Raw genomic sequence first — 25,546 nt, 5'->3', positions numbered from 1 at the left:
GATACAGGTTTCAAGGGAGTGAAAATGCGCCCCATACTCGAACAGTTACAGGCCCGCCGCGACGAGGCCTATCTCGGCGGCGGCCAGAAGCGCATCGACGCCCAGCACGGCAAGGGCAAACTGACGGCGCGCGAACGCCTCGAAGTGCTGCTCGATCCTGGCTCGTTCGAAGAGTATGACATGTATGTCACCCACCGGGCGGTGGACTTCGGCATGGCCGAGCAGAAGATTGCCGGCGACGGCGTCGTCACCGGCTGGGGCACGATCAACGGCCGCCAGGTCTATGTCTTCTCCCAGGATTTCACTGTGCTCGGCGGCTCGCTGTCCGAAACGCATGCGCAAAAAATCTGCAAGATCATGGATATGGCCGTGCGTAACGGCGCCCCGGTGATCGGGCTGAACGACAGTGGCGGCGCGCGCATCCAGGAAGGCGTCGCCTCGCTCGCCGGCTATGCGGAGGTTTTCCGCCGCAACGCCGAAGCCTCCGGTGTCATCCCGCAGATCTCCGTCATCATGGGACCCTGCGCCGGCGGTGCGGTCTATTCGCCGGCGATGACCGACTTCATCTTCATGGTGCGCGACTCGTCCTACATGTTCGTCACCGGCCCGGACGTGGTGAAGACGGTGACGAACGAGATCGTCACCGCCGAGGAGCTTGGCGGCGCCGGCACGCACACGAAGAAGTCCTCCGTCGCCGACGCGGCCTACGAGAACGACATCGAGACGCTGGAGCACGTGCGGCTCTTGTTCGACTTCCTGCCGCTCAACAATCGCGAGAAGCCGCCGGTGCGACCGTTCCACGACGATCCGGCACGCCTGGAGGCCCGGCTCGATTCGCTGATCCCCGACAGCTCCAACAAGCCCTACGACATGAAGGAGCTGATCCTGGCGATCGCCGACGAGGGCGACTTTTTCGAGCTGCAGGAGAATTTCGCCAGGAACATCATCACCGGCTTCATCCGCCTGGAAGGCCAGACGGTCGGCGTCGTCGCCAACCAGCCAATGGTGCTGGCCGGCTGCCTCGACATCGACAGTTCCCGCAAGGCAGCCAGGTTCGTGCGCTTCTGCGACGCCTTCAACATCCCGCTTTTGACGCTGGTCGACGTGCCGGGCTTCCTGCCGGGCACCGCGCAGGAGTATGGCGGCGTCATCAAGCACGGCGCCAAGCTGCTGTTCGCCTACAGCCAGGCGACCGTGCCGATGGTGACGCTGATCACCCGCAAGGCCTATGGCGGCGCCTATGACGTGATGGCCTCGAAGCATATCGGCGCCGACGTCAACTATGCCTGGCCGACCGCCGAGATCGCCGTGATGGGCGCCAAGGGCGCGACCGAGATCCTCTACCGCTCGGAGCTCGGCAATCCTGAAAAGATCGCCGCCCGCACCGCCGAATACGAGGAGCGCTTCGCCAATCCCTTCGTCGCCGCCGAGCGCGGCTTCATCGACGAGGTGATCATGCCGCATTCGTCGCGCAAGCGCATTACCCGGGCCTTTGCGGCGCTGCGCAACAAGCAGGTCGATACCCGCTGGCGCAAGCACGACACGATACCGTTGTAAGGGAAGACCAGACCCCATGGCCAATCTTCCCGACATGACAAAGCACCGCGGTTTCCCTTCCGGCATGCCGGGGACCGGTGTGCAGTTCACCATCCGCCGCGCCAACCCGAAAGGCGTCACACCGATCAAGGCCCTGCCTCGTCGCGCGCGGCCTGGCTCGGCCGAGCACAGGATCGATGCAGCCTTCCTGCATGCGCTCTGGCATCACTTCGGTGCGGAACCGTTCGAGCGCGGCAATCTCGATGCGGCCCGGCTCAACCTGCTCTTCGGCCGCGAGGTGGTGGCGGCGGAAAAGGACTTCGACCCGACCTCCTACCAGGCATTGCTGGTCATTGACGAGAAGGTGGCGCGGGCCTCCTTCCCGGAATCGTTTGAAGACGTGATGGAGATCTAGCCTTGCCGTTCAAGAAAATCCTGATTGCCAACCGAGGCGAGATCGCCTGCCGCGTCATCAAGACGGCAAGGAAGCTCGGCATCCCCAACGTTGCCGTCTATTCGGACGCCGACCGTGACGCGCTGCACGTGCAGATGGCGGACGAGGCGGTGCATATCGGCCCGGCGCCGTCCAGCCAGTCCTACATCGTCATCGACAGGATCCTCGAGGCGATCCGCCAGACCGGCGCCGACGCCGTCCACCCCGGCTACGGCTTCCTGTCGGAGAACGCCGCCTTTGCCGAAGCGCTGGAGAAGGAAGGCATCGCCTTCATTGGCCCGCCGGTCGGCGCGATCCAGGCGATGGGTGACAAGATCACCTCCAAGAAGATCGCAGCCGAAGCCGGCGTCAACACGGTGCCCGGCCACATGGGCCTGATCGAGGACGCCGAGGAGGCGGTGAAGATCGCCTCCGCCATCGGTTATCCGGTGATGATCAAGGCGTCGGCCGGCGGCGGCGGCGGCAAGGGCATGCGGATAGCCTGGAACGACCAGGAGGCGCGCGAGGGCTTCCAGTCCTCGAAGAACGAGGCGAAGAGCTCGTTTGGCGACGACCGCATCTTCATCGAGAAATTCGTCACCCAGCCTCGCCACATCGAGATCCAGGTGCTCGGCGACAAGCACGGCACGACGCTCTATCTCGGCGAGCGCGAATGCTCGATCCAGCGGCGAAACCAGAAGGTGATTGAGGAGGCCCCCTCGCCCTTCCTCGACGAAGCGACGCGCCACGCCATGGGCGAACAGGCGGTCGCGCTGGCCAGGGCGGTCGGCTACCATTCGGCCGGCACCGTCGAATTCATCGTCGACGGCGACCGCAACTTCTATTTCCTCGAGATGAACACCCGCCTGCAGGTCGAGCACCCGGTGACAGAACTGATCACCGGCATCGACCTCGTCGAGCAGATGATCCGGGTCGCCGCCGGCGAGAAGCTCGCCTTCGGCCAGAAGGATGTGAAGCTCACCGGCTGGGCGATCGAGAGCCGGCTCTACGCCGAGGATCCCTACCGCAACTTCCTGCCCTCGATCGGCCGGCTGACGCGTTATCGCCCGCCGGCGGAGGGCAGGCATGATGACGGCACGATCGTGCGCAACGATACCGGCGTCTACGAGGGCGGCGAGATCTCGATGTATTACGACCCGATGGTCGCCAAGCTCTGCACCTGGGGCCCAGACCGGACCGCCGCCATCGACGCGATGGGCCGGGCGCTGGACGACTTCGAGGTCGAGGGTATCGGCCACAACCTGCCCTTCCTGTCGGCGGTAATGGGCAACGCGCGGTTCCGCGAAGGGCATCTGACGACCGCCTTCATCGCCGAGGAATTTCCGGACGGCTTCCACGGCGTGGAGCCGGACGCGGCGGCGGCGCGGAAGATCGCGGCGGTGGCGGCGCTGATCAACGACCGCCTGCAGCGGCGCGCGACGAAGATTTCCGGAACCATCGGCAACCATCGTCGCCGCATCGGCGCGGATTGGGTCGTCGCCTTCGGGCGTGACAGCGTCGACGTGACGCTGGCGCAGGAAGGCGATGCCTCGCGGATCACGTTTTCCGACGGCGAGACGGTGGCGATCAGGAGCGACTGGCTGCCGGGCCAGACGCATGCGACCTTCTTCTTCAATGATCTGCCGATGGGCGTGAAGGTCAGTAAGACCGGCCATGCGCTGCGGCTGCGCTGGCAGGGCATCGACGTGATCGCCCGCGTGCGCGAACCGCGCGTCGCCGAGCTTGCTAAGCTGATGCCGGTGAAGCTGCCGCCGGACACCTCGAAGATGCTGCTCTGCCCGATGCCGGGCTTGATCACGGCGATCGCGGTCTCCGAAGGCGACACGGTCGAGGCGGGACAGGCGCTTGCCACCGTCGAGGCGATGAAGATGGAGAACATCCTGCGCGCCGAGAAGAAGGCGGTGGTCAAGCGGGTGCCGGTCTCGGTCGGCGCCAGCCTCGCCGTCGACGAGATCATCATGGAGTTCGAATAGAGGGTGTAGACTGCTGTTGGCAGGTTGCCCCTCACCTTGGCCCTCTCCTCGCAAGCGGGAGAGGATTCCGGCAGGCGGACGAGGGACCGACGCAACCTCGACATGCCCCGCGATTGCCCCGCAGGAACTGAAATCGGAGCAGAACGATGACCGATAAGACCATCAAGGACTGGGAAGCGCTGGCCGAGAAGGAGCTGAAGGCCTCGCCGGAGACGCTGACCTGGCACACGCCGGAGGGCATCGACGTCAAGCCGCTCTATACGGCCGAAGATCTGAAGGGCATCGATCACCTCGCCTCACTGCCCGGCATGGCGCCGTTCGTGCGCGGGCCGCGCGCGACCATGTATGCCGGCCGACCCTGGACAATCCGGCAGTATGCCGGCTTCTCGACCGCCGAGGAATCGAACGCGTTCTACCGCAAGAACCTCGCCGCCGGGCAGAAGGGCCTGTCGGTCGCCTTCGACCTCGCCACCCATCGCGGCTATGACAGCGACCATCCGCGCGTCGTCGGCGACGTCGGCAAGGCGGGCGTGGCGATCGATTCGGTCGAGGACATGAAGATCCTCTTCGACGGCATCCCGCTGAACGAGATGTCGGTCTCCATGACGATGAACGGCGCGGTCATCCCGATCCTCGCCAGCTTCATCGTCGCCGGCGAGGAACAGGGCGTTTCCCGCGCCGAGCTCTCCGGGACCATCCAGAACGACATTCTGAAAGAGTTCATGGTCCGCAATACCTACATCTACCCGCCCGAGCCTTCGATGCGGATCGTCGCCGACATCATCGCGTACACGGCGAAGGAGATGCCGAAGTTCAATTCGATCTCGATCTCCGGCTATCACATGCAGGAGGCCGGCGCGACGCTGGTGCAGGAACTGGCCTTCACGCTGGCCGACGGGCGCGAATATGTGCGCGCGGCGCTTGCCAAGGGGCTGAACGTCGACGATTTCGCCGGCCGCCTCTCCTTCTTCTTCGCCATCGGCATGAACTTCTTCATGGAGGCGGCGAAATTGCGCGCGGCGCGGCTGCTCTGGACCCGCATCATGCAGGAGTTCGAGCCGAAGAAGGCCTCATCGCTGATGCTGCGCACCCACTGCCAGACCTCGGGCGTGTCGCTGCAGGAGCAGGATCCCTACAACAACATCATCCGCACCGCCTTCGAGGCGATGTCGGCGGCCCTTGGTGGCACACAGTCGCTGCACACCAACTCCTTCGACGAGGCGATCGCGCTGCCGACGGAGTTTTCCGCCCGCATCGCCCGGAACACCCAGCTGATCCTGCAGCACGAGACGGGCGTGACCAAGGTCGTCGATCCGCTCGCCGGCTCCTATTATGTCGAGAGCCTGACCGACGAGCTTGCCAAGCAGGCCTGGGCGCTGATCGAGGAGGTCGAAAAACTCGGCGGCATGACCAAGGCGGTCAACGAGGGCCTGCCGAAGCGGATGATCGAGGAGGCGGCGGCGCGGCGGCAGGCGGCAATCGACAAGGGCGACGAGGTGATCGTCGGCGTCAACAAGTACCGTCTCGAGGACGAGCAGCCGATCGACATCCTGGAGATCGACAATTCCGCCGTCCGCGCCGCCCAGATCAGGCGCATCGAGGAGACGAAGCGCCGGCGCGACGGCGCCAGGGCGCGCGAGACCCTCGCGGTCCTGGCCGAGGTCGCCCGCAGCGGCAAGGGCAACCTGCTGGAGGCAGCCGTGGAGGCGGCGCGGGCGCGGGCCACCGTCGGCGAGATTTCCGATGCGATGCGCGAGGCCTTCGGCGATCACGCCGCGACGCCGAAGGTAATCCGGGACGTCTATGGCGAGGCCTATCGCGACGAGCCGGAGCTGGAGGTCCTGAAATCACGCATCTCAGGCATTTCCGACAAGCTCGGCCACAAGCCGAAGATCATGGTCGCCAAGCTCGGCCAAGACGGCCACGACCGCGGCGCCAAGGTGATCGCGTCCGCCTTCGGCGACATCGGCTTCGACGTGCTCGCCGGGCCGCTGTTCCAGACGCCGGAGGAGGCCGTCGACCTGGCGCTATCCGAGGAGGTCAACGTCATCGGCGTTTCTTCACTGGCCGCCGGCCACAAGACGCTGCTGCCGCAACTGGTCGACGACCTGAAAAAGAAGGGCGGCGGCGAGGTCATCGTCGTCTGCGGCGGCGTCATCCCGCGGCAGGACTACCGGTTCCTGGAAGACCACGGCGTCGCCGCCGTCTTCGGCCCCGGCACCAACGTCATCGAGGCGGCGAACTCCGTTCTCGACCTGCTGGAAGGCCGCCGGCGCAATATTTGACCGAGCGGCCCACCGCGACCGCTTTCTGCCTCCGGACTTCCGCGGTCCAGCCGCGCCGCCTCTGCGGCGCGAACCCTTTTTCCCGCTTGCGGTGCTGCGAATATCAGTCATCCATTCGCACGATTTTTGCAGTGAACACGTAGCCCACGCCTCTGACGGATTTGATGATGGTTGGATGGCCCGGATCGGCCTCGATCTTGCGGCGCAGCCGGGCAATCTGCGCATCGATGGTTCTGTCAAAGGCTTCCAGAGCGCGCCCCCGCGTCAGATCCATCAGCATCTCGCGGGACAGGACTCTGCCTGCATGCCTGACAAGCACACATAGCATATCGAACTCTCCGCTCGTCAGTTCGATCAGCGTCCCATCACGCGACAGCAATTGGCGACGTGCGGCGTCGAGGCGAAGGCCGTCGAAGCAGTAGATTTCAGTCATCGGTTGTTCGGCGCCGGCAGCGGTTGGCCGCCGGCGCCGAAGTGCCGTCCTCACGCGTGCCAGGACCTCGCGGAGATGAAAGGGTTTGGTGATGTAGTCGTCGGCACCCATCTCGAGCCCGATAACACGGTCGATGAGGTCATTGCGCCCCGTCAGCATGAGGATGGGAACGTCCGAGTGCACCCGCAGGTCGCGCATCAGTGCCAGGCCGTCTTCGCGGGGCAGGACCAGATCGAGCAGGATGACGTCTGCGGGGCTTTTGCGCAGGTGGTCGTGCATCGCCTGACCGTCTCCGGCAACGCTCACGCGATAACCCTCTTCCTCGAAGTATCGGGCCAGCATCTGCCTTATCCGCGGATCGTCATCAACGACGAGTATGTGTTCGGGCACGAATTGGGACACCGCGCACCTCTATACTGCTCACGCTTTGTGCAGCAGTATAGCATTAAACATCATGCTCGCGCCTTCTCACGCCGTTCAAACGGTTTTGAGCCGTGTGGCCAGCCGCATCGCGGGGTGAGGTGGTCACGCGATCAGAAGCGCCGAAACGACGTCCTGCCAAGCAAGAGTGGATGATGCGGAGGCGCACCGCCAAAGGGACGGTGCGCACTGGCTTTAGAGGTCGCTGATCAGGCCGTTTTCTTCACGGCGATCTTCGTCTCGCTCTGTTGCGCCTCCTTGGTTTTCGGCAGCGTCACTTTCAGCACGCCATTGGCGAAGGTCGCCTCGATTTTCGCAGCGTCAACGCCATCGGGCATCTGGAAGGTGCGCTGGAACGAACCGTAGAGGCGCTCGGACAGATAGTAGTCCTTTTCGCGCTCTTCCTTTTGCTCCTGTTTTTCGCCCTTGATGGTCAAGATTCCGTTCGCCAGCTTCACCTCGACATCTTTCTCGTCCAGGCCGGGCAACTCAGCCGAGATTTCGTAGTCCTTTTCACGCTCGACGAAGTCGACCGCCGGCGCGACTGGCCAAGATTGCGATCTCATCCACGGCGTATCGAGAGCAAGTCGCGACCGGCGAAACGGGAAGTGCCGCGTCGGGAAGCGAAAGTCATCGAACAGGCTTTCGATCTCGTTACGCAGATGGTCCATCGGCGACCAGAAGCCCTCCCTTTGCACGGCCGGCTTGTTTTCCTTCTGGACAGGCATTTTCGAAGCGGTCTCGTTCATGACATGAACTCCTTCTCAATTATGCGTTGCCGTTCACGGGCTCCTTCCGTGCAAATCTCAAGGCTCGGAAGTCACATACCTGACAGGGAGAAATCTGACCTCTTTTTGCAGACCCGGACATTGACGCCGGTCAAACCGCGACCGCGGCCGCATCCTTTGCGTCGCCTGCCACGCTACGACCCGAACCGCTCGCCCACGAGGACTATGTCGCGGTCGTGTCTCGGCCCGCTTTCCCCGGTATCGAGGACGCCGCTACCTTCATTTCCCTCCGCATCAACCAGAGCCCCGGCAGCATCGGCAACCAGAGCGTGAAGCCGCGCAGGATGAGCGTGGCGGCGAGACTGGCCTCTATGCTGCTGCCCATGACGTGGAGAAGGCCGGTGCATGTCGCTTCGAAGGTGCCGAGCCCCAGCGGGATCGGAGAAAGCGTGGCCACCACGGAGGCCAGGACAAAGCTGACGAAGGCGCTTGCAGGGTCGATCTCGAGACCGATCGAGCGCGCGGCGACCCACAGCGTCGCCGTATCCAGCAGGAAGATGCAGGCTTGCAGCACTGTCGCTTCGAGGAGGAGGCTTCCGTTGCGCAGCATATCGGTCCGCGCACTGCTGAGAAGCGCCGCCAGTTTCGCGGCCGCCTGCCACCCCAGTGCGAATTTCGGAACAATCCGCCCCTGCCGTCGTATCAACAAAAAGGCGGCAGCCACCAAGGCGATGAGAACCACCACAAAGGCGGTCGCAAGCGGAATCCAGGCTACGCCGGCATCCCCGCTGTTCACGAGTTTCACGAACGCCAGAAGGGTAACCGTCAGGTAGCTCGCGTAGTACGAAAACCACTCCACCAGGACGGCCGTCGTAACCAGCGAAGCGACCACCCCATGCCGCGCCAAGCCGCGAGCGACCATTGCGGTGCCACTCAAACCACCTGAAGGGAGTGCCTGATTTGCGAATAGTTGGACGATCGCGAGCCTGAAGAGGCTTGAGAACGCCAGCCTGAACTTTGCACGTGAAAGGACCCTGAACCACACCGCTGCGGCGCAGGAATAGGTTGCGCCCTGGCATGCAAGCATCGCGGCAAGCCACACCGGGTCGACGGATCTCAATGTCGTCAAGAAAACCGTGACATCGCCAAAATGAAGCATGAAGCTGATGAAGACACCGAGCACCAGGAGGCCGGAGAGCCAACCGGTGATCATGCCGATTTCGGCGATTTTGACGTGGGGCAATTCGGACACGGCTTCTGGAGCGCTGGCGCGCGTGTCGTTGTCCTTGCGGCCCTGCTGCGAGCTTGCATCACTCATGGCCGCACTTCCCCTGACAATGGCGTCGCTCGATGTCCATGGATCTGCGGGAATGCCCCCCAGAGCGGAAAAGTTCATTCATTACTATGCCGTAAAAAGCGCCTGCCCGGTAACGCGGCATTCGGGGCCGGGCCATTCGGGTCAACAAGCGGAACGGTTGAACATCCGATGGAGTGCCATGGCCATTTCGGCGAGCGTGTAGGGTTTGCGCAGCCAGTCGCCGAGCCGCAGATTGGTATGCTCCGAAATCTCCGGTCCGGCATAGCCTGAGGTAAAAAGCACGGGAAGGTTGGGGAACCGTTCACGTGTTGCAGCGGCCAGATCGGCACCAGTCATGCCGCCCGGCATCACCATGTCCGTAATGACAAGCCCGACGTCGGGCGTGCGTTGCAAAACGGCGAGCGCCTCCGGACCGCTCGCCGCTTCCACGACGTTGTAGCCAAGTTGCATCAGCCTCGACACGGTCACGCGCCGCACGCCCTCGTCGTCTTCCACCGCAAGCACGAGTTGGCCGTTGCCCTTTGGCAGGCCCGGCTCGGCCGCATCGGCCTGCGGCCGGTCGCTCTCTTCTGCGACCAGCGGCAGGTAGATCCGGACAGTGGTTCCCTGCGTCGCCTCGCTGTAAAGGGCGACGTGTCCGCCGGACTGCTTCACGAACCCATAGACCGAGCTCAGGCCCAGGCCGGTGCCGGATCCCTGCGGCTTCGTGGTGAAAAATGGCTCGAAGGCATGTTCCCTGACATGCCTCGTCATGCCCGTCCCGGTATCCGTGACTGTGATCAGGACATAACGCCCCGGGCGAACTTCCGGATGGCCAAGCGCGTAGTCCTTATCAAGCTCCGCCATCGTCACTTCGAGAGACAGCGTTCCACCGTTCGGCATGGCATCGCGGGCGTTGATCGCCAGATTCAGGATCGCGTTCTTCAGCTGCGCGGCGTCGACAACCGCCCGACAGCCGCTTCTGATGCTCGTGCGGACGACGATCGTCTCGCCGAGGGTTCGGCGCAAGAGTTCGCTTGTTACCGAAATCAAATCGCCAATGTCGGCCAGCTGCGAATCCAGTGGCATGCGCCGGCCAAAGGCAAGCAGGCTCGAGGTGAGTTAAGCGGCAACCTCGGCCTCTTCCTGCGCCTCGCGGATAAGCGCCTGGTAGCGATCGTCAACCTTGGCCCCGAGCATTTCAAGATTGCCGGTGATGACGGTCAGCAGATTGTTGAAATCATGGGCGACGCCACCCGTCAGCTTCCCGATCGCCTCCATCTTTTGCGTCTGCCGCAATTGCTGTTCAACGCGATACTTCTCGGTCTGGTCCCGCAGGAAACCGATAAAGAGCCTTTCTGCGTCCACCTTCGCCTCGCCGACATAAAGCTCGACGGGGAACTTGCTGCCATCCTTGCGCTGAGCGACAACGACGCGTCCCGTCCCCAGAATCCGTCGTTCGCCCGACATGAGATAGTGCTCGATGTAGCCATCGTGGGCGCTGCGATCCGGCTCGGGCATCAGCATGCGGATGTTCTCGCCGACAACCTCGTCGGCCTTGAAGCCAAACAGTTTCTCCGCCGTGGCGCTAAACAGCTGCACCCTGCCGCGACTGTCGATAACGACCATTGCGCTTGGTACGGTCGCCAGGATCGAGCGCAAAAGCGCTTCGCGCCGCTGCGCTGCGGTAGCAGCCCTGGCAAGAACACGCCCGACGTCATTGATTTCGCGCACCGGCGTGGCCACGGGCGAGACGCGTCCAGGTTCCTCAAGCTCCAACCCCGCGATCTGCAGCGCCTTTACCGCCCGCATGAGATGCGCGCCGGCCCAGGCGGCGAGAGCCGCGGCGGCCAAAAGAAGCAGGATCCCGGCAGCGAGAGGAAAAGCAAGCGCGCGCCACAGAGGCGCGTTGATGAGCGCGGGCGGAACACTTACCACGGTCAACCAGCGGGGGGCGGACGAGCGTTCATAGGCGACGACGACCTGGTTGTCCTGCAGACCGAGGCTCCACCCCGCGCCGCCGGTTGCGGTTGCCTGCTTCCGCCACTCCTCAGGCGCTTTCTTGCCTATGAAACCTTCCGGATCCGCCGAACGTGCCACGATCGTATCGTTCGCGTCCAGAACGGTTGCAAGCCAGCCCTCGTCCAGGTTCGCTCGCACGAGCACCGCCTGAAGGCTTTCGACCGGCAGGTCGGCCGCGAGCAGATAGACGACGGCGCCGTCCCGCAAGACCGGCACGATCACCTCGACGACCAGGCCCTTCCCCACGGACCCTGCGATCGCGTTCGTGACGGCGGGTTTCTTCTCCCGGATCACCTGCGCATCGAATGCGAGGACGTCCGGTTTCGCTTGGGGCGGCGTTGTTCCCGAGGGAAAAGCCGTGCTGAGCAAGGTTTGTCCGCCGGCAGCGCGCACTGCGATCGTCATGGCTAGCGCGTCCGCAATGGCAGATGCGGTAGGCTGAAACGCCTGCAGGTCTCCGCGCCGCAAAACCTCGGAGGTGGCCAGCACCTCCAGCGCACGTCGCGGCCGGTTCAATTCGTGGTCGATTGCTACCGAAAGCTCCCGCGCCCGGGACTGCGCGCGTTCCACCGTACGTGTCCGTTCGCCCTGGACATAGGTCCAGCCGACAATAGAGGCCAACAGTAGAAGCGGCAAAACGAGAGCGGCCGCGAAGAGGAAGAGAAACGTGGCGGCCGGTCGTTCCTGTCCAGAGCGGGAAACGAGACGTGCGGCATACGAACGGAAAGTCCCGGCGGCAGCAGGTTCTGGCGGCACTTGCTTCATCTGCGACATCCCACGCCCGGTGGCAACCACGGCAACACTATCGCAGTAGATCACGTACCACCCAAGCACATCTCTGAAACAGATCCGATGGCAAGGCGGCGTGCCCGGGACGGGCGAGTTCGCCGACCGGATATGCATTCCGTCACCCAGGGGACCGGTATGCCACCGGCAACTCCGTCTCGTTCTTCAAGCTCTGGCGTGCCTCACGGATCGTGCGGTCGCGCTGCTTCCCCCTTCAGCCAAGGCGACCAGTGCGTCCACTTTGAGCAGGGCAATGGAGTGGCGCCCGACGGTGGCGATGACGCCGCTCCCGGCCAGCTTGGTGATCGTTCGCGAAACGGTTTCGATCGTCATGTTGAGATAGTCGGCGATGTCGAGCCGCGTCATCGGCAAATCGAGCACCATGTAGGGGTGCTGGCCTTGGGTGCGCGCCATCAGCAGCAGGAAACCGGCCACCTTTTCATCGGCGCTCCGGCGCGAGATCAAGGCCATCTGGTCCTGGGCAGCGGCCATCTCGTCGCAAAGCCTGGAAAAGAGCTGCTCTTTCAGGTGCGGGTCGCGCGCGCTCTCGCCTTCGAAGTGATGCCGGGCGAAGCGGCGCAGTTCCACGGGCGTAATGGCCTCGACCGTGTAGAGGTATCGATCCCTGACCGAGACCCCGAGCACGTCCCCCTTGCGCAGAAACCCCATGATGACGCGCCGGCCGTCGCCAAGAATCCGAAACGCGCGCAGCGTGCCTTCAACGACCTCGAAGATGTGTTTGGCCGGATCCCCTTCCCAGAAGATCGCGCCGCCCGCAGCGAACTTTTCCACCGGTCTCTCACGGAAGAGCGACGAAAGGGTCCGCGACGGCTGACAATCAAATGGGACGCCTTGGGTGAGGCGCATCGAATACCCGGCGACCGCGTGATGGCTCATCGCTCCGTTCCCCACTGCATGACGGAACCGAATACACCACCGTCATGCAATCTTTGCATGACCCGTCCGTCAAAGTGTTCGCAAAATTGTAACGGTCTGTAACAAGACCTCGCACTTCGCCAGGCTCGCGAAATGACCTGCGCACATGAGCCACGACCCGTCGGATCAGCATGGCGTGTCGGCAAAGACGGTACTCTGGAAGGGTTTGGGCTTCTCTAGGCCCTGCAAACAGCTGATTTTCCTTGAAGGAGAATGGTACGGTTGGTGGGAATCGAACCTACGACCTCAGGTGCCACAAACCTGCGCTCTAACCAACTGAGCTACAACCGCACTGTAAGCGCTTCGCGCTTGGGGGCTCACATACGGGCACGCCGCCCTGATTGCAAGCCCCTTGTTGGTCGTTCCATATTAAAAAGGGCCGGACGATGCGTCCAGCCCTTTTTGGTCCTGGCCCGCTCGGATCGAACGGCACGCAGGGTAGATGAACGACGATGGTCAGGCGGCCTTGAAGGTCTTCAGTGCCTTTTCGGCGGCCGTCTTGCCCGGCTCGGCGACCTTTTCGGCAACCTTCCTGGTGGCTTCCTGCATGCTCTTGGCCTGCTCGACGACGACCTCGGCCTGCTTGCGCAGGAACGCCGTCTGGAGCTCGAACAATTCGGAGACGGACTTCACGCCGAGCAGCGCTTCCATGTGCGAAAGCGAGCTTTCCGCATTGGTGCGCAGCGCCTCGATGGCGGTACGGCCGAGTTCTGCGGTCCCGGCCTGGGCATTCTCGAACGTCGCCTCGACGACCTTCGTTGCGTCTTCTGCAGCGGTCTTCAGCTTGGCGTAGGCGTCCTTAGATTGCGACGCACCCTTTTCAGCGAACTCGCGGAAGCTCTCGGATAGTTTAGCCGGGTCGAAAGCGGCAATGGAAAATACGTCATCGGTCTTCTTGGCAGCCATTTCAATCATCCTTGATGTGGCCCTCGTCACGAGGTACCGAATTGCGTGATGGGAGGTCTATAGCAAGATTTTTTGTGCATTGCAACATATTTGTGCGATGCACAATGTTAACCCTGCCCGCCAAAAGAGCAGGGGGCATGGGGGGCGGCGCTGGACCGGCCGAAACCGGGTCGTTATTAATAAAGCATTAAGCGTGCGGTGGAAGCCGCCGCCGGGAACCCATGACAGGCTGCCGATGTCCGCTCATCAGTACCCCTTTATCGATGTCGCCGTGCACGAGCGGGTGCGCCTGCCGTTTGCCCGTGGCGAAGCGGTGGTGCTGTTTTCAGTCGACATGAAGAACGTGCTGTGGGCGAACGGGCGTGGTGCTGCCCTGTTCGGCTATGCTTCAATCTATGATTTTCTCGATGCATCGGTGCCCACCGACGTCGTCTTTCGCCAGCTTGCGGCTGCCGCGCGTCAGCTTCCCCATCGGGGCCTTGGTCGAAACCTGCTGCTTCGCATCGGCTCCGGCTTTCGCGGCCTGCCTGTCAATGCCCATGTCGAACGCATCGCGCTCGCGGGTCGGCAAGACGCGATCCTGTTCAGCACGCCGGTCGCGTCGAAGGACGAGCCAGCGGCCGCTCGCGCCGCATCCATGCTTGCCGGCTTCGATGATCCCGACACCCATATGGCGGTTCTCGATGGCGATGGCGCCATCGTCGCCGCCTCTCCCGGCTTTGAAGCGCTCGGCATCAGCGAGGACGCGCGCCGACGGATGATCGAGGCCGCGCGCCGCGAGGGCGACGGGCTGGTGAAGCGACCGGTTCCCACGGGCAAGGGGCTGCTGCCGGCAGCGCTCGGCCGCGTTTCGCTCGCGCCCGAGCTCAACCTCTTGTTTGCGGTTGAGACGATTCTCGGACACCTCGACGCGGACCAGGATGCGGCCGCCTCAGCCCCGTCGACCTCATGGGGCAGCGGCGACGGCGCATCCGCGCGCGCGGCCGAGACAGTCCCGACCGAGACCGTCCCGGTTGAGGCCGCGCCTGAGGTTTCCCAGCGCGACCAGGAGACGCCGACGATCGGCGCCACCGCCATGCGATCAGAGCCGCCGGCAAGCGATGCGCAATCCGGCCGCCGCGAGGTTGAGGCGGAGACTTCCAACAGCGCACAAGCAGAAGCCAGACGGGCGGCGGCAGACAGCGATGCCGAGATCGTTGCAGCGGATCACAAGCTCGACGTGACGCCGGCTCAGCCGCCTGAACCGGCAGTGCCAGAGGCAGCGCCGTTCATCTTCAATCCCGCGGCCCGCCCTGCTCGCTTCGTCTGGAAGATCGATGCCGAAGGCAAGTTCAGCGAAATCTCCGGCGAGTTTGCCCAGGCGGTCGGCCCCCGTTCCGCCGATGTGGTCGGTCAAGCTTTTGTCGACGTCGCGCGCCGTTTCGACTTCGACACGGACGGCACCATTGCCGAATTGCTGCGCCGTCGCGACACCTGGTCGGGCAAGACCATTCAGTGGCCGGTCGAAGGCACGAGCATGGTGGTGCCGGTCGATCTCGCAGCGCTTCCGACCTATTCGCGCGATCGTGAATTCGATGGTTTCCGCGGCTTCGGCATCGTGCGGATCACGGATGCCGTCGCGGATCCACATGCGCGCGGCCTCGAGCTGTCGGGCGCCGCCGAGGCGACGGCACAGGCGGTCGAAGCCGAGCTCGCGGTCGTCAAGCCGGCGGAAACGCCAGCCGACAGCGCGGTTTTGCCGGCATTCGCAGAACCGGACGATGATGATCGACCACCTGCACCTGCACCATCCGTGCTGGACGAGCTGCTGGCGGAGGAGCTCGAAGAAGAACCTGCCGACACGCAGGAGCCATCGACGGGGTGGGCGGCCGGCGCTGTATCGGCTGAGCCGGAGGATGAGTTTCGAGGCGAGCGGCCGGCGCTGCGGCTGGTAGAAGCGCCAGCACAGCAACAATCGGACAAGATTGTCCAGTTGGAGGGCCGGCGCGGCCGCGCCGGTGGTCTTTCAAGTGGCGAGCAGGCAGCGTTTCGGGAGATCGCCCGGCAGCTCGGGGAATCCTTCGGCAAGCGCAAGCCGGAGGACATGCCGGTCGCCGGTCAAACCGATCTGCAGCCGGCCACGCCCACCACATACGGAGCCGAAGAAGCGCCAGACACGCGCACCACCGGGCGCAACAGCGATGCTGCATCTCCCGCACCGACTGGTGTTCCCGTTGACGACCAGGATGAGATACCGGGCCTCGAGGTCGGTGAGCACGCGAATGATCTGTCCACAAAAAGCGTCTCCATAGCGCCGCCGCGCACCGCGATGGAGGATGGCCTGACCGTCGCAATCGTCGACGCTCTCCCTGTCGCACTGCTGATACATGCCGGCGACAGGCTGATCCACGCGAACCCGGAGTTCCTTGGCCTCACCGGCTTCGGATCGTTGGCCGAGCTGGAGCAGGCAGGCGGCCTGGACGTTCTGCTCGACCAGCCGGACTCCAACGAGCGGCAACATTCCGGAACGATGTTGCTCCGTCACGCCGACGGCGAGAGCACCGTGACCGTCAATGCCCGGCTGCAATCCGTGCGCTGGGAGAGCGGCACGGCATTGATGATGGCCATTATGCCGACGGCGACTGCGGCGGCCACCGGGCACGCTGTCACAACCGAGACGCCGGAATTGACGGCCCAGATGATCGATCAGGAGGAACTGGAGGCGCTGCGCGACGAGGCAACCGAGCTGCGCTCGATCCTTGAAACCGCGACAGATGGAGTCGTCATTGTCGGCCATGAGGGCGAAATTCGCTCGATCAACCGTTCGGCCAGTGCGCTCTTCAACTACGACGAGGAGGAAATCCGCGAAAAGCCTTTCGCCGCGCTGTTCGCGCACGAGAGCCAACGGGCGGTGCTCGACTATCTCGCGGGCCTTTCCGGCCACGGGGTGGCAAGCGTGCTGAACGACGGGCGTGAGGTGATCGGCCGCGAATCCTCCGGCGGCTTCATTCCGCTGTTCATGACGATGGGGCGGCTTTCCTCGAAAAGCGGCTACTGCGCCGTCATTCGCGACATCACGCAATGGAAGCGCACCGAGGAAGAGCTGCGCAACGCCAAGCGGGCGGCTGAAACCGCCAACGCCCACAAGAGCGATTTTCTGGCCCGGGTCAGCCACGAGATCCGCACGCCCCTGAACGCGATCATCGGCTTCTCCGACATGATGGCGAACGAGCGTTTCGGTCCGATCGGCCACCCGCGCTACATCGAATACGCCAACGATATCGGCCGGTCCGGCCGATATGTGCTCGACATCGTCAACGACCTGCTGGATATCTCCAAGATCGAGGCCGGCGAGATGGAGCTCGACTTCACCGCCGTCGGCCTGAACGAAACCATTTCGGAAGCAGTCTCGCTGGTGCAGCCGCAGGCGAACAGCCAGCGCGTGATCATTCGCACGTCGCTGTCGACAGCCGTGCCCCCGGTCGTGGCCGACCTGCGCTCGATCAAGCAGATCGCCCTCAACATCCTGTCGAACGCCATTCGCTTCACGCCGTCCGGAGGCCAGATCGTCGTGTCGACGTCCTACGAGGCCAACGGCAGCGTCGTGCTGCGCATCCGCGATACCGGCGTCGGCATGACGCGGAGCGAGCTGGAGCAGGCCATGAAGCCGTTCCGGCAGGTGACGACGGGCGCTCGCAAGCGCGGCGACGGCACCGGCCTCGGCCTGCCGCTGACCAAGGCCATGGTCGACGCCAACCGTGCGAACTTCGCCATCAGTTCCAGCCCCAACGAAGGCACGCTCGTCGAAGTTACCTTTCCCTCGCCGCGCGTGTTGGCAGTTTGAAACAATTGCGCTACTTCGGAATACGCACGGGGCAAGTCGACCCTCTATAGGAAACGCCAGCAAGGCAGCGCCCCGGGGTCAACGATGCCGCAGGCGAGCCACCTCTGCGCGACTGGATGGTCCATGCAGAAAGGCCGCGAGGAAGAATAGCGTTGCAAGTATTTGCTCGTCTCACCCTTGGAAGCGATCGCAACAGACCAGGTGCAAATGCACATCGCACACTGGTCGGCGCCGCCCTCTTCACTTCCCTCATCGTGCTCATGCCGATCATCGCGATCGTTCTGATCGCGGCCAGCGGATCGGGAAGTGACTGGCCGCATCTGTTCCACAACGTCCTGCCGCGCGCGACGCTGCGAACGCTGCTGCTGCTTGCCGGCGTTGCTGCCGCGACGGCGATCACTGGCGTGATCACTGCCTGGCTGACGGCGAGCTGCGAATTTCCGCTGCGCCGGTTGCTTTCGGTGCTGCTCGTTCTGCCGCTGGCCATTCCCTCCTATCTCTCGGCCTACGCCTTCGGCGAATTCCTCGACTACACCGGTCCGGTACAGACGGCATTGCGAGCCGTCTTCGGCTTCACGACCCGCCGGGACTACTGGTTTCCGGAAATCCGCACGACAGGCGGCGCCGTGCTGGTGTTGGGCAGCGTGCTTTACCCCTACATCTACCTGGCCGCGCGGGCGATGTTTCTGATGCAGGGACGCGCCGCCGCCGACGTGGCGCGCACGCTCGGGGCCGGTCCGCTTGCGGTCTTCACCAAGGTGCAGATCCCGATGGCACGACCGGCGATCATGGTCGGCCTGACGCTGGTCGCGATGGAAACCCTCAACGACATCGGTGCGGTCGAATACCTCGGCGTGCAGACGCTCACCTTCTCGATCTTCGACACCTGGCTCAACCGCGGCAGCCTGGCTGGCGCGGCGCAGATCGCCTGCGTCATGCTCCTCTTCGTTGTCGCCCTGCTCTTCGTCGAGCGCGCCGCCCGTCGCAGGCAACGCTTCACCAGCAGCAAGACGACGGCGGCGGTCGCCGACCAGGTCCGTCTCCCCTTGAGGGGCTGGAAGCGATGGGCCGCAACGGTGGCGTGCCTGCTTCCGCCGCTCTTCGGCTTTGCCATACCCGTGCTCGTGCTCGGCTCCTATGCGCTGAAGCGGTTGGACCAGTTTCTCTCCCTGCGCCTTTTGTCGGCGCTCTGGAACAGCGTGTTGATCTCGTTCTCGACGGCCTGCGTCGCGGTCCTGCTCGCCTTCCTGCTCGCCTATGCGACGCGCGCGGCCCGATCTCCGTTCACCACGGTCGCCGGACGCCTCTCCTCATTTGGCTATGGCGTTCCTGGAACCGTGCTGGCGATGGGCGTACTGATCCCGCTCGCCCGGCTCGACAACGGTATCGCCGGCCTGACGCGTGACTGGTTCGGCTTCTCGACGGGGCTGCTTCTTTCCGGCAGCGGCTTTGCCATCATCTACGCCTGCACCGTTCGGTTCCTCACCATGGCCGAGGGTACGATCGATGCGGGCTTTCACAAGCTGTCGCCGCACCTCGACATGGCTGCGCGCACCCTGGGACGAACAAGCGCCCAGACATTGCGAACCGTTCTGCTGCCGATGATGCGGCCGGCGACGCTGACGGCGGCGCTGCTCGTCTTCATCGAATCGATGAAGGAACTGTCGGCGACGATCATGCTGCGCCCCTTCAACTTCAATACGCTTGCGACACTCGTCTACGAGGATGCGTCGCGGGCCAAGGTGGAGGATGCGTCGGTTGCGGCCATCATTATCGTTGCCGCCGGCCTGGTGCCGGTCTTCCTGGTGTCGCGATCGCTGAACAAAGGCGGTTGAAAAAAGAGGGCGACCTTTCGGCCGCCCGCAACAATCAGATGCTGTCCAACTAAAGCGTCAGGATACGACGTCATGCCATGAGGGCGGCCGGGCCGCCGAAATCGTCCTCACATTGGACGCGCTCAAGTCAGGTTGACCATGGCCGTCCGGGCCTTAACAAATCCTTACTTCCCAACCTGCAAGCCGCCGGCTGCGTTCACATCTTGTTGAAGTTGGTTAATCCGGCCAGCTCTAAATCGTTAACGCCGTCAGAGGCTTGCTGGCCCGTGAATCCTTCACTCCCTGAGCGCGGCAAGGTTGGCGAAGAGTTCCAGAGCCTCCGGATTGGCCAGCGCCTCCTTGTTCTTGACCGGACGCCCGTGAACGACCTCGCGCACGGCGAGTTCGACGATCTTGCCCGATTTCGTGCGCGGTATGTCGGCAACCGCAACGATCTTCGCCGGCACGTGGCGCGGCGAGGCGCCGGTGCGGATGCGGGTCTTGATCGCCTTCGCCAACGCCTCATCGAGCGCGATGCCGGGCGCCAGCCTGACGAACAGGACGACACGCACATCGTCTTCCCAGTCCTGGCCGATGCAAAGGGCCTCGAGCACCTCTTCCATCTGCTCGACCTGGTTGTAGATTTCGGCCGTACCGATGCGAACGCCGCCCGGGTTCAGGGTCGCATCGGAACGCCCATGGATGACGATGCCGCCGTGGGCGGTCCATTCGGCGAAGTCACCGTGGCACCAGACATTGTCGAAGCGCTCGAAATAGGCCGCGCGGTACTTCGCTCCGTCCGGATCGTTCCAGAACATCACGGGCATGGAGGGGAAGGCCCTGGTGCAGACGAGTTCGCCCTTCTCCTGGCGCACCGGCTGTCCGTTCTCGTCCCAGACGTCGACGGCAAGACCAAGCCCCGGCCCCTGAATCTCGCCGCGCCAGACCGGCTTCAGCGGCACGCCGAGCACGAAGCAGGAAACGATGTCCGTTCCGCCGGAAATCGACGCGAGCTGGACGTCCGGCTTGATGCCTTCGTAGACAAAGCTGAAGCCCTCCGGCGACAGCGGGGAACCGGTCGACGTCAGGAGGCGCAATCTCGAGAGGTCATGGCTGGTGCGCGGCGTCAGCCCCGCCTTGCGCACGGCGTCGATGTACTTCGCCGACGTCCCGAACACCGCAAAGCCTTCGTCTGCGGCATAGTCGAACAGAACGTTGCCGTCCGGATAGAAGGGTGAGCCGTCGAACAGGCAGAGCGTAGCGCCGACGCCAAGCCCGGAAACCAGCCAGTTCCACATCATCCAGCCGCAGGTGGTGAAGTAGAAAAGCCGTTCGCCGTCCGTCAGGCCACAGTGGTAGCGGTGTTCCTTCAGGTGCTGCAGCAGGGTGCCGCCGGCGGAATGGACGATGCATTTGGGCACGCCCGTCGTCCCGGACGAAAAGAGGATATAGAGCGGGTGGCCGAACGGCAGGCGGCGGAAGGTTACGGGCGCTGCGGCATAGGGGGCGACGAAATCGGCGAGCGTCTTGCCGTTCTCCACCGAGGCCGCGGCGGCGACGGCATCGCCAGCATAGGGAACGACGAGAACCGGTGCGCCCAGCTTTGCGGACACAGCCTTGATCTTGGCGCCGACATCCTGAAGCTTGCCATTGTACCAGTAGCCGTCGCAGGCGATGAACAGCTTCGGCGCGATCTGGCCGAAGCGATCGAGAACGCCCTGCTCGCCGAAATCAGGAGAGCAGGAGGACCAGATGGCGCCAATCGACGCGGCGGCCAGCATGCAGGCGATGGTTTCGGGCATGTTCGGCATCATCGCCGCAATGCGGTCGCCGACCCCGATCCCCATTGCAGCAAAGGCCTGCTGCAGCCGCGACACCTGGGCATGCAACTCATCCCAGCTCCAGCGATAGGCGACCTTGTCCTCGCCGCGGAAAATCAGCGCGTCGTCACGGCCGGTGTTGCGAAGCAGGTTTTCCGCAAAGTTCAACGTGGCATCGGGAAAGAAGCGGGCATCCAACATACGGTCATCGCCGACGAGTGCACGCTCGCCGCGGTCGCCAATGACATGGCAATCGTCCCAGACGGCCGACCAGAATGCCGCACGGTCCTCGACCGACCATGCGTGAAATGCGTCGTATCCGTCAAACTTGCGGCCGGCCCGCGCCCCGCAGGCCTTCATGAAGAGCGCCATCGGGCTCTTCTCCAGCACCTCGCGCGACGGCTCCCAAAGCGGCTTTTCCTGGATCATTGCTTCCTCCACTCCAGTGACGTCTGTATCATGTCGCCTCGCAATATAAAGCCGGCAAGGCCTCAAGCGCGTGCATAAGCGGCATCTTCATCCCCATCCGCATTTGATTTCCTGCCACTGAACGCCTATCCCGAGGGCGGACGGGCGCGCGCCCGCCGATGGACAATTGACAGTCGATGAGATGATTCGCTTCAACCCTCTCCTTCCAAAAAACCTGCTGCGGCTGTTCCTGGCAATGGCGGCATTTGCGCTGGTGTTGCGTCTTGTCGGCCCGAGCATTGTCTCAGCGGATCGGGTGGAGCGTGAAATCGAAGCCAAGCTTGCCGCCTGGACGGGTGCCCGCTTGAGCTTCTCCGGCACACCCAGCTTCACCTTCTGGCCTCATCCCCAGATGGGCTTCACGCGCGCACAGCTGCGCAGCCTCGACACGGATGGCACCGAAGGCCCGGATCTTCTGACCGCTGAACGTATCTCCGTCGACTTCAGCCTTGTCGGCTCGCTGTTCGGCAAACCCGACCTGGGCGATATCGAACTCTTTCGGCCCACCGTTCATTTTCGCCGGGACGAAAGCGGCAAACTGAACTGGCACCCGGGCACCGGGACCGCCGGCCCGCGCCGGGGGCCGGGCGACGCCGACATGGTGCCCGACTTCGGCACGCTCGCCTTGCGCGACGCCACGATCGTCGTCGACGACCTGACACGAGCCGCGCACTACAGCATTGCGAACGTCGAAGGTACGATAGAGTGGCCGACGATCCATTCCGATCTCGATATCGAGCTGCAAGGGATCGTCAATGGCCAGGTCGCCAGTTGGAGGCTGACCGCAGACGAACCCGCAGATCTGCTCGACGGGCAGAACGCAACCGTGCGCACTTCCCTCGTCTCCGATCTTCTCAGGTTCGATTTCGAGGGGGTGGCAAATCTCTCGCGCGACGCCTTCGCCACGGGGCGGATCAGGCTAGAAACCCCGTCGTTCGGAAATCTCCTTGCATGGCGCGGGATGAACTTCCCACCCGCACGACAATTGGGGCAGGTCACCCTTGAGGGAACGGTCAAGACCAGCGGCCACACGGCGCACATCGCCAATCTCTTGCTGGCAATACAGGATTCAAATGCAACCGGGGTGCTCGATATCAGCCTCCCACCACGGGCGTCCCCGAGGATCGGAGGAACGCTGGCGCTCGACCGGATCGACCTGCTGTCCATGGTCGCCGCCTATGCGCCGTCTGCGATTGGCGACAAACAGCCGTCGCCAGATGCTGCGGCAGTGGTGGACGCGATCAACCTGGACTTGCGCCTTTCCTCGAGGGAGGCTGCGTTGGAACCGCTGATGCTGACGGATCTCGCCGCCGGTATCCGCGCCACGGACGGTCAGGCGTCGCTCGACATCGGCGAAGGGACGCTGCTGGGCGGAAGCATCAACGGCCGGATCGCGGTCAGCGGTCAGGAGATGATCCAAGGCGGCGAGGCCCGGCTGTCACTCAGAAACGTCGATCTCGGAAAAATCATCAGCCTGGCCGGTCTCTCCGGGCCGGTTCCGACAGGGCGCGGAAGCGCCGAAATCGACCTCTTCACCGAACGGCTGCAGCCGTTCGACAAGGCCGACCTGACCGGCACCTTCAAGCTCAGCTTCGACCAGGGCGCCATTGCGGATTTCGACCAGCCCGCCTTCGAGCAGATGGCTCAAGGCAACACCCGCTTCAACATGAAGGACGCGGCCGGCGGCTCGTTCGAATTCACGACGGCAACCGTTGAGGGCCACGTGGACGGCGGCATCGTGGAATTGACCAGGGCGTCCTTCGAGACGCCGGAGAAGATCCTCGCGGTGTCGGGAACGGTTCCATACCGCAATGGCAACGTTGCGCTGGCAGGTTCGCTCGTCGAACGCGCCCTGCCGGACGCGGCGGTCGTCAAGCCGGCGATCAACTTCCTCGTCGGCGGTGCGTGGCCAACGCCGGTCATCTCGCCGATGGCGCTGCTGTTGCAAAGCCCGGCAAACTGAGTGCAAGTGCATCGGCCTCGCCGCGCGGCACTTGCACTTTCACAGTCAGCTGTCGCCCAAGACCGCTGGAAGGCTTGGGCGACAGCTCTTCAGTTTCTTGCTTCGCCTACTCGGCCCTGAAGACGGTTCCCAACGCGGGAAATTGCTTCAACGCCCGGCGAAAGCCGCCTGCTCGTCGCGTTGACGCTGCAGTTCACGGCGCTTCGTCGTGATCGATGCGATGATCACGCCGACCGTTACGAAGCCGATCAGGATCGTACACGCGGCATTGATCTCCGGCGTGACGCCCAGGCGTACCTGGCTATAAATCTTCATCGGCAACGTCGTCGCGCCCGGACCCGTCGTAAAGCTCGATATCACCAGGTCGTCGAGAGACAGGGTGAAGGCGAGCACCCAACCCGAGAACACGGCCGGTGCGATGATCGGCAGCGTCACCTCGAAGAAGGTCCGCAAGGGTGTCGCCCCCAGATCGAGCGCCGCCTCCTCGATCGAACGATCGAACGACAGCAGGCGGGACTGTATGACCACGGCCACGAAGCACATCGTGAAGGTGATGTGCGCGAGCGTCAGTGTCCAGAAACCACGATCGAAGCCGATCGCAACGAACAGCAGCAGCAACGACAGACCGGTGATGACCTCCGGCATGACCAGCGGCGCGTACACCATTCCCGAGAAGAGAAGCCGTCCGCGGAAGCGTGTGTAGCGAACGAGTGCGATCGCCGCCATCGTGCCGAGCACGGTCGCGACGGTGGCGGAAATGAGGCTGACGCGAATCGTCACCCAGGCCGCGTCGAGAAGGCCCTGGTTCTGGAATAGCGCCACATACCACTTCGTCGAGAATCCGGCCCAGACGGTGACGAGTTTCGACTCGTTGAACGAATAGACAACGAGCAGAATGATCGGCAGATACAGGAAGGCAAAGCCGAGGACGACAGAGGCAATGTTGAAGCGGGACCACCTAGCCATGCTTATCTTTCCTGCTCTTCGGTCTTGGCCTGGACGTTCTGGAAGAAGACGATCGGAACGACGAGGATCAGCAGGAGCACGGTTGCCACCGCCGCCGAAACCGGCCAGTCACGGTTGGCGTTGAACTCGGTCCACAGCGTCTTGCCGATCATCAGCGTCTGCGAGCCGCCAAGCAGGTCGGGGATGACGAACTCGCCCACGGCCGGGATGAAGACGAGCATGCAGCCCGCCACGACGCCCGCAAGCGACAGCGGGAACGTCACCTTCCAGAAGGCGGTGATGGGCGGGCAGCCGAGATCCTGCGCGGCCTCGATCAGCGAATGGTCCATCTTCTCCAGGGCCGAGTAGATCGGCAGAACCATGAAGGGCAGATAGGAATAGACGATGCCGATATAGACGGCCGTGTTCGTGTTGAGGATGATCAGCGGTTCACCGATCACGCCGGTCGCCAGCAGGAACTGGTTGAGCAGCCCCTCCGGTTTAAGGATCGCAATCCAGGCGTACACGCGGATCAGGAAGCTGGTCCAAAACGGCAGGATGACGAGCATCAGCAGCGTCGGGCGCCAGCTGCGCGGGGCCTGCGCCATGCCATAGGCGATCGGATAGGCGATGAGCAGCGTCAGGAACGTCGATATGACTGCGATCTTCAGGCTCGACAGGTAGGCGTTCATATAGAGCGCGTCTTCCGTCAGCCAGATGAAGTTGTCGAAGCTCAGCTGCTGGAGGCTCGCCCAGATGCCGGCGAGGCCGTCGGCCAGCGAAAAGACCGGCACGTAGGGAGGCTGGGCGACCGCGGTGGTCGACAGCGAGATCCGGAAAACAATCGCGAACGGGACCAGGAAGAAGAACAGCAGCCAGGCGTAGGGAATGATGATGACCAGGCGGCGGAAGATGGCAGATCCGAGCTTGGTCATGC

17 protein-coding genes, 1 tRNA gene and 1 pseudogene are annotated in these 25,546 nt (G+C 63.5%); 8 read left to right on the top strand and 11 right to left on the bottom strand.

Going from position 1 to position 25,546, the window contains the following annotated elements:
• The first annotated feature begins 24 nt into the window (after positions 1-24).
• The 5 genes and pseudogenes from JNC62_RS11435 (at position 25) to scpA (ending at position 6,248) form a co-directional block, all read left to right on the top strand.
• Positions 25-1,557 carry an acyl-CoA carboxylase subunit beta gene (locus JNC62_RS11435; protein ID WP_374838824.1) on the top strand — a complete coding sequence of 511 codons (1,533 nt, stop codon included), beginning with the start codon at positions 25-27 and terminating at the stop codon, positions 1,555-1,557.
• 16 nt (positions 1,558-1,573) lie between these two features.
• On the top strand, positions 1,574-1,951 hold the full coding sequence (locus tag JNC62_RS11430) for a hypothetical protein (protein ID WP_374838822.1): 378 nt from the start codon (positions 1,574-1,576) through the stop codon (positions 1,949-1,951).
• Between the two features lie 2 nt (positions 1,952-1,953).
• Positions 1,954-3,675 (top strand): annotated as a pseudogene (locus JNC62_RS11425) (acetyl-CoA carboxylase biotin carboxylase subunit); the annotation flags it as partial.
• Positions 3,676-3,723: 48 nt separating this feature from the next.
• Complete coding sequence (locus JNC62_RS11420) at positions 3,724-3,963, top strand: biotin/lipoyl-containing protein (RefSeq protein ID WP_374838930.1); 240 nt, start codon at positions 3,724-3,726, stop codon at positions 3,961-3,963.
• A 146-nt stretch (positions 3,964-4,109) separates the two neighbouring features.
• A complete protein-coding gene (gene scpA, locus JNC62_RS11415) occupies positions 4,110-6,248 on the top strand; it encodes a methylmalonyl-CoA mutase (RefSeq protein ID WP_374838820.1) in 2,139 nt (712 codons plus the stop codon).
• A gap of 103 nt (positions 6,249-6,351) precedes the next feature.
• On the opposite strand, the gene JNC62_RS11410 is transcribed toward scpA, so the two are convergent.
• From JNC62_RS11410 to JNC62_RS11375, 8 genes are all read right to left on the bottom strand, one after another.
• Positions 6,352-7,083 carry a response regulator gene (locus JNC62_RS11410; protein ID WP_374838818.1) on the bottom strand — a complete coding sequence of 244 codons (732 nt, stop codon included), beginning with the start codon at positions 7,081-7,083 and terminating at the stop codon, positions 6,352-6,354.
• 227 nt (positions 7,084-7,310) lie between these two features.
• Positions 7,311-7,850 (bottom strand): Hsp20/alpha crystallin family protein, encoded by a 540-nt coding sequence (locus JNC62_RS11405; RefSeq protein WP_374838816.1) that lies wholly within the window; start codon positions 7,848-7,850, stop codon positions 7,311-7,313.
• 202 nt (positions 7,851-8,052) lie between these two features.
• Positions 8,053-9,147 carry a lysylphosphatidylglycerol synthase transmembrane domain-containing protein gene (locus tag JNC62_RS11400; protein WP_374838815.1) on the bottom strand — a complete coding sequence of 365 codons (1,095 nt, stop codon included), beginning with the start codon at positions 9,145-9,147 and terminating at the stop codon, positions 8,053-8,055.
• A 141-nt stretch (positions 9,148-9,288) separates the two neighbouring features.
• On the bottom strand, positions 9,289-10,215 hold the full coding sequence (locus JNC62_RS11395; protein ID WP_374838813.1) for an ATP-binding protein: 927 nt from the start codon (positions 10,213-10,215) through the stop codon (positions 9,289-9,291).
• 33 nt (positions 10,216-10,248) lie between these two features.
• The gene (locus JNC62_RS11390; protein ID WP_374838811.1) at positions 10,249-11,913 is read right to left on the bottom strand and encodes a PAS domain S-box protein; all 1,665 of its coding nucleotides are present in this window, start codon (positions 11,911-11,913) and stop codon (positions 10,249-10,251) included.
• A gap of 186 nt (positions 11,914-12,099) precedes the next feature.
• On the bottom strand, positions 12,100-12,726 hold the full coding sequence (locus JNC62_RS11385) for a helix-turn-helix domain-containing protein (RefSeq protein WP_374838809.1): 627 nt from the start codon (positions 12,724-12,726) through the stop codon (positions 12,100-12,102).
• Positions 12,727-13,084: 358 nt separating this feature from the next.
• A tRNA-His gene (locus JNC62_RS11380) sits at positions 13,085-13,161 on the bottom strand.
• A gap of 165 nt (positions 13,162-13,326) precedes the next feature.
• Positions 13,327-13,776: a phasin gene (locus JNC62_RS11375; protein ID WP_374838808.1), complete on the bottom strand. Its 450-nt coding sequence runs from the start codon at positions 13,774-13,776 to the stop codon at positions 13,327-13,329.
• Positions 13,777-14,011: 235 nt separating this feature from the next.
• Here JNC62_RS11375 and JNC62_RS11370 point away from each other — a divergent pair, with 235 nt between their 5' ends.
• Both JNC62_RS11370 and JNC62_RS11365 read left to right on the top strand, forming a co-directional pair.
• Positions 14,012-17,599 (top strand): ATP-binding protein, encoded by a 3,588-nt coding sequence (locus tag JNC62_RS11370; protein ID WP_374838806.1) that lies wholly within the window; start codon positions 14,012-14,014, stop codon positions 17,597-17,599.
• Positions 17,600-17,859: 260 nt separating this feature from the next.
• Positions 17,860-19,434 carry an ABC transporter permease gene (locus tag JNC62_RS11365; protein WP_374838928.1) on the top strand — a complete coding sequence of 525 codons (1,575 nt, stop codon included), beginning with the start codon at positions 17,860-17,862 and terminating at the stop codon, positions 19,432-19,434.
• A gap of 275 nt (positions 19,435-19,709) precedes the next feature.
• On the opposite strand, the gene JNC62_RS11360 is transcribed toward JNC62_RS11365, so the two are convergent.
• Positions 19,710-21,662, bottom strand: a complete 1,953-nt coding sequence (locus JNC62_RS11360) for an acetoacetate--CoA ligase (protein WP_374838804.1) — start codon at positions 21,660-21,662, stop codon at positions 19,710-19,712.
• 166 nt (positions 21,663-21,828) lie between these two features.
• Between JNC62_RS11360 and JNC62_RS11355 the strand changes: the two genes are divergently transcribed.
• Positions 21,829-23,664: an AsmA family protein gene (locus JNC62_RS11355; protein WP_374838802.1), complete on the top strand. Its 1,836-nt coding sequence runs from the start codon at positions 21,829-21,831 to the stop codon at positions 23,662-23,664.
• A 147-nt stretch (positions 23,665-23,811) separates the two neighbouring features.
• Here JNC62_RS11355 and JNC62_RS11350 read toward each other — a convergent pair whose 3' ends face one another.
• Both JNC62_RS11350 and JNC62_RS11345 read right to left on the bottom strand, forming a co-directional pair.
• Complete coding sequence (locus JNC62_RS11350; RefSeq protein ID WP_374838800.1) at positions 23,812-24,630, bottom strand: ABC transporter permease subunit; 819 nt, start codon at positions 24,628-24,630, stop codon at positions 23,812-23,814.
• Between the two features lie 2 nt (positions 24,631-24,632).
• A complete protein-coding gene (locus JNC62_RS11345; RefSeq protein ID WP_374838798.1) occupies positions 24,633-25,544 on the bottom strand; it encodes an ABC transporter permease subunit in 912 nt (303 codons plus the stop codon).
• Between the last annotated feature and the right edge of the window lie 2 nt (positions 25,545-25,546).

The sequence above is a fragment of the Mycoplana ramosa genome, assembly GCF_041930185.1.
In the GTDB taxonomy this organism is placed as follows: Bacteria; Pseudomonadota; Alphaproteobacteria; order Rhizobiales; family Rhizobiaceae; genus Mycoplana; species Mycoplana ramosa.
This window is presented reverse-complemented; position numbering and strand designations above follow the sequence as displayed.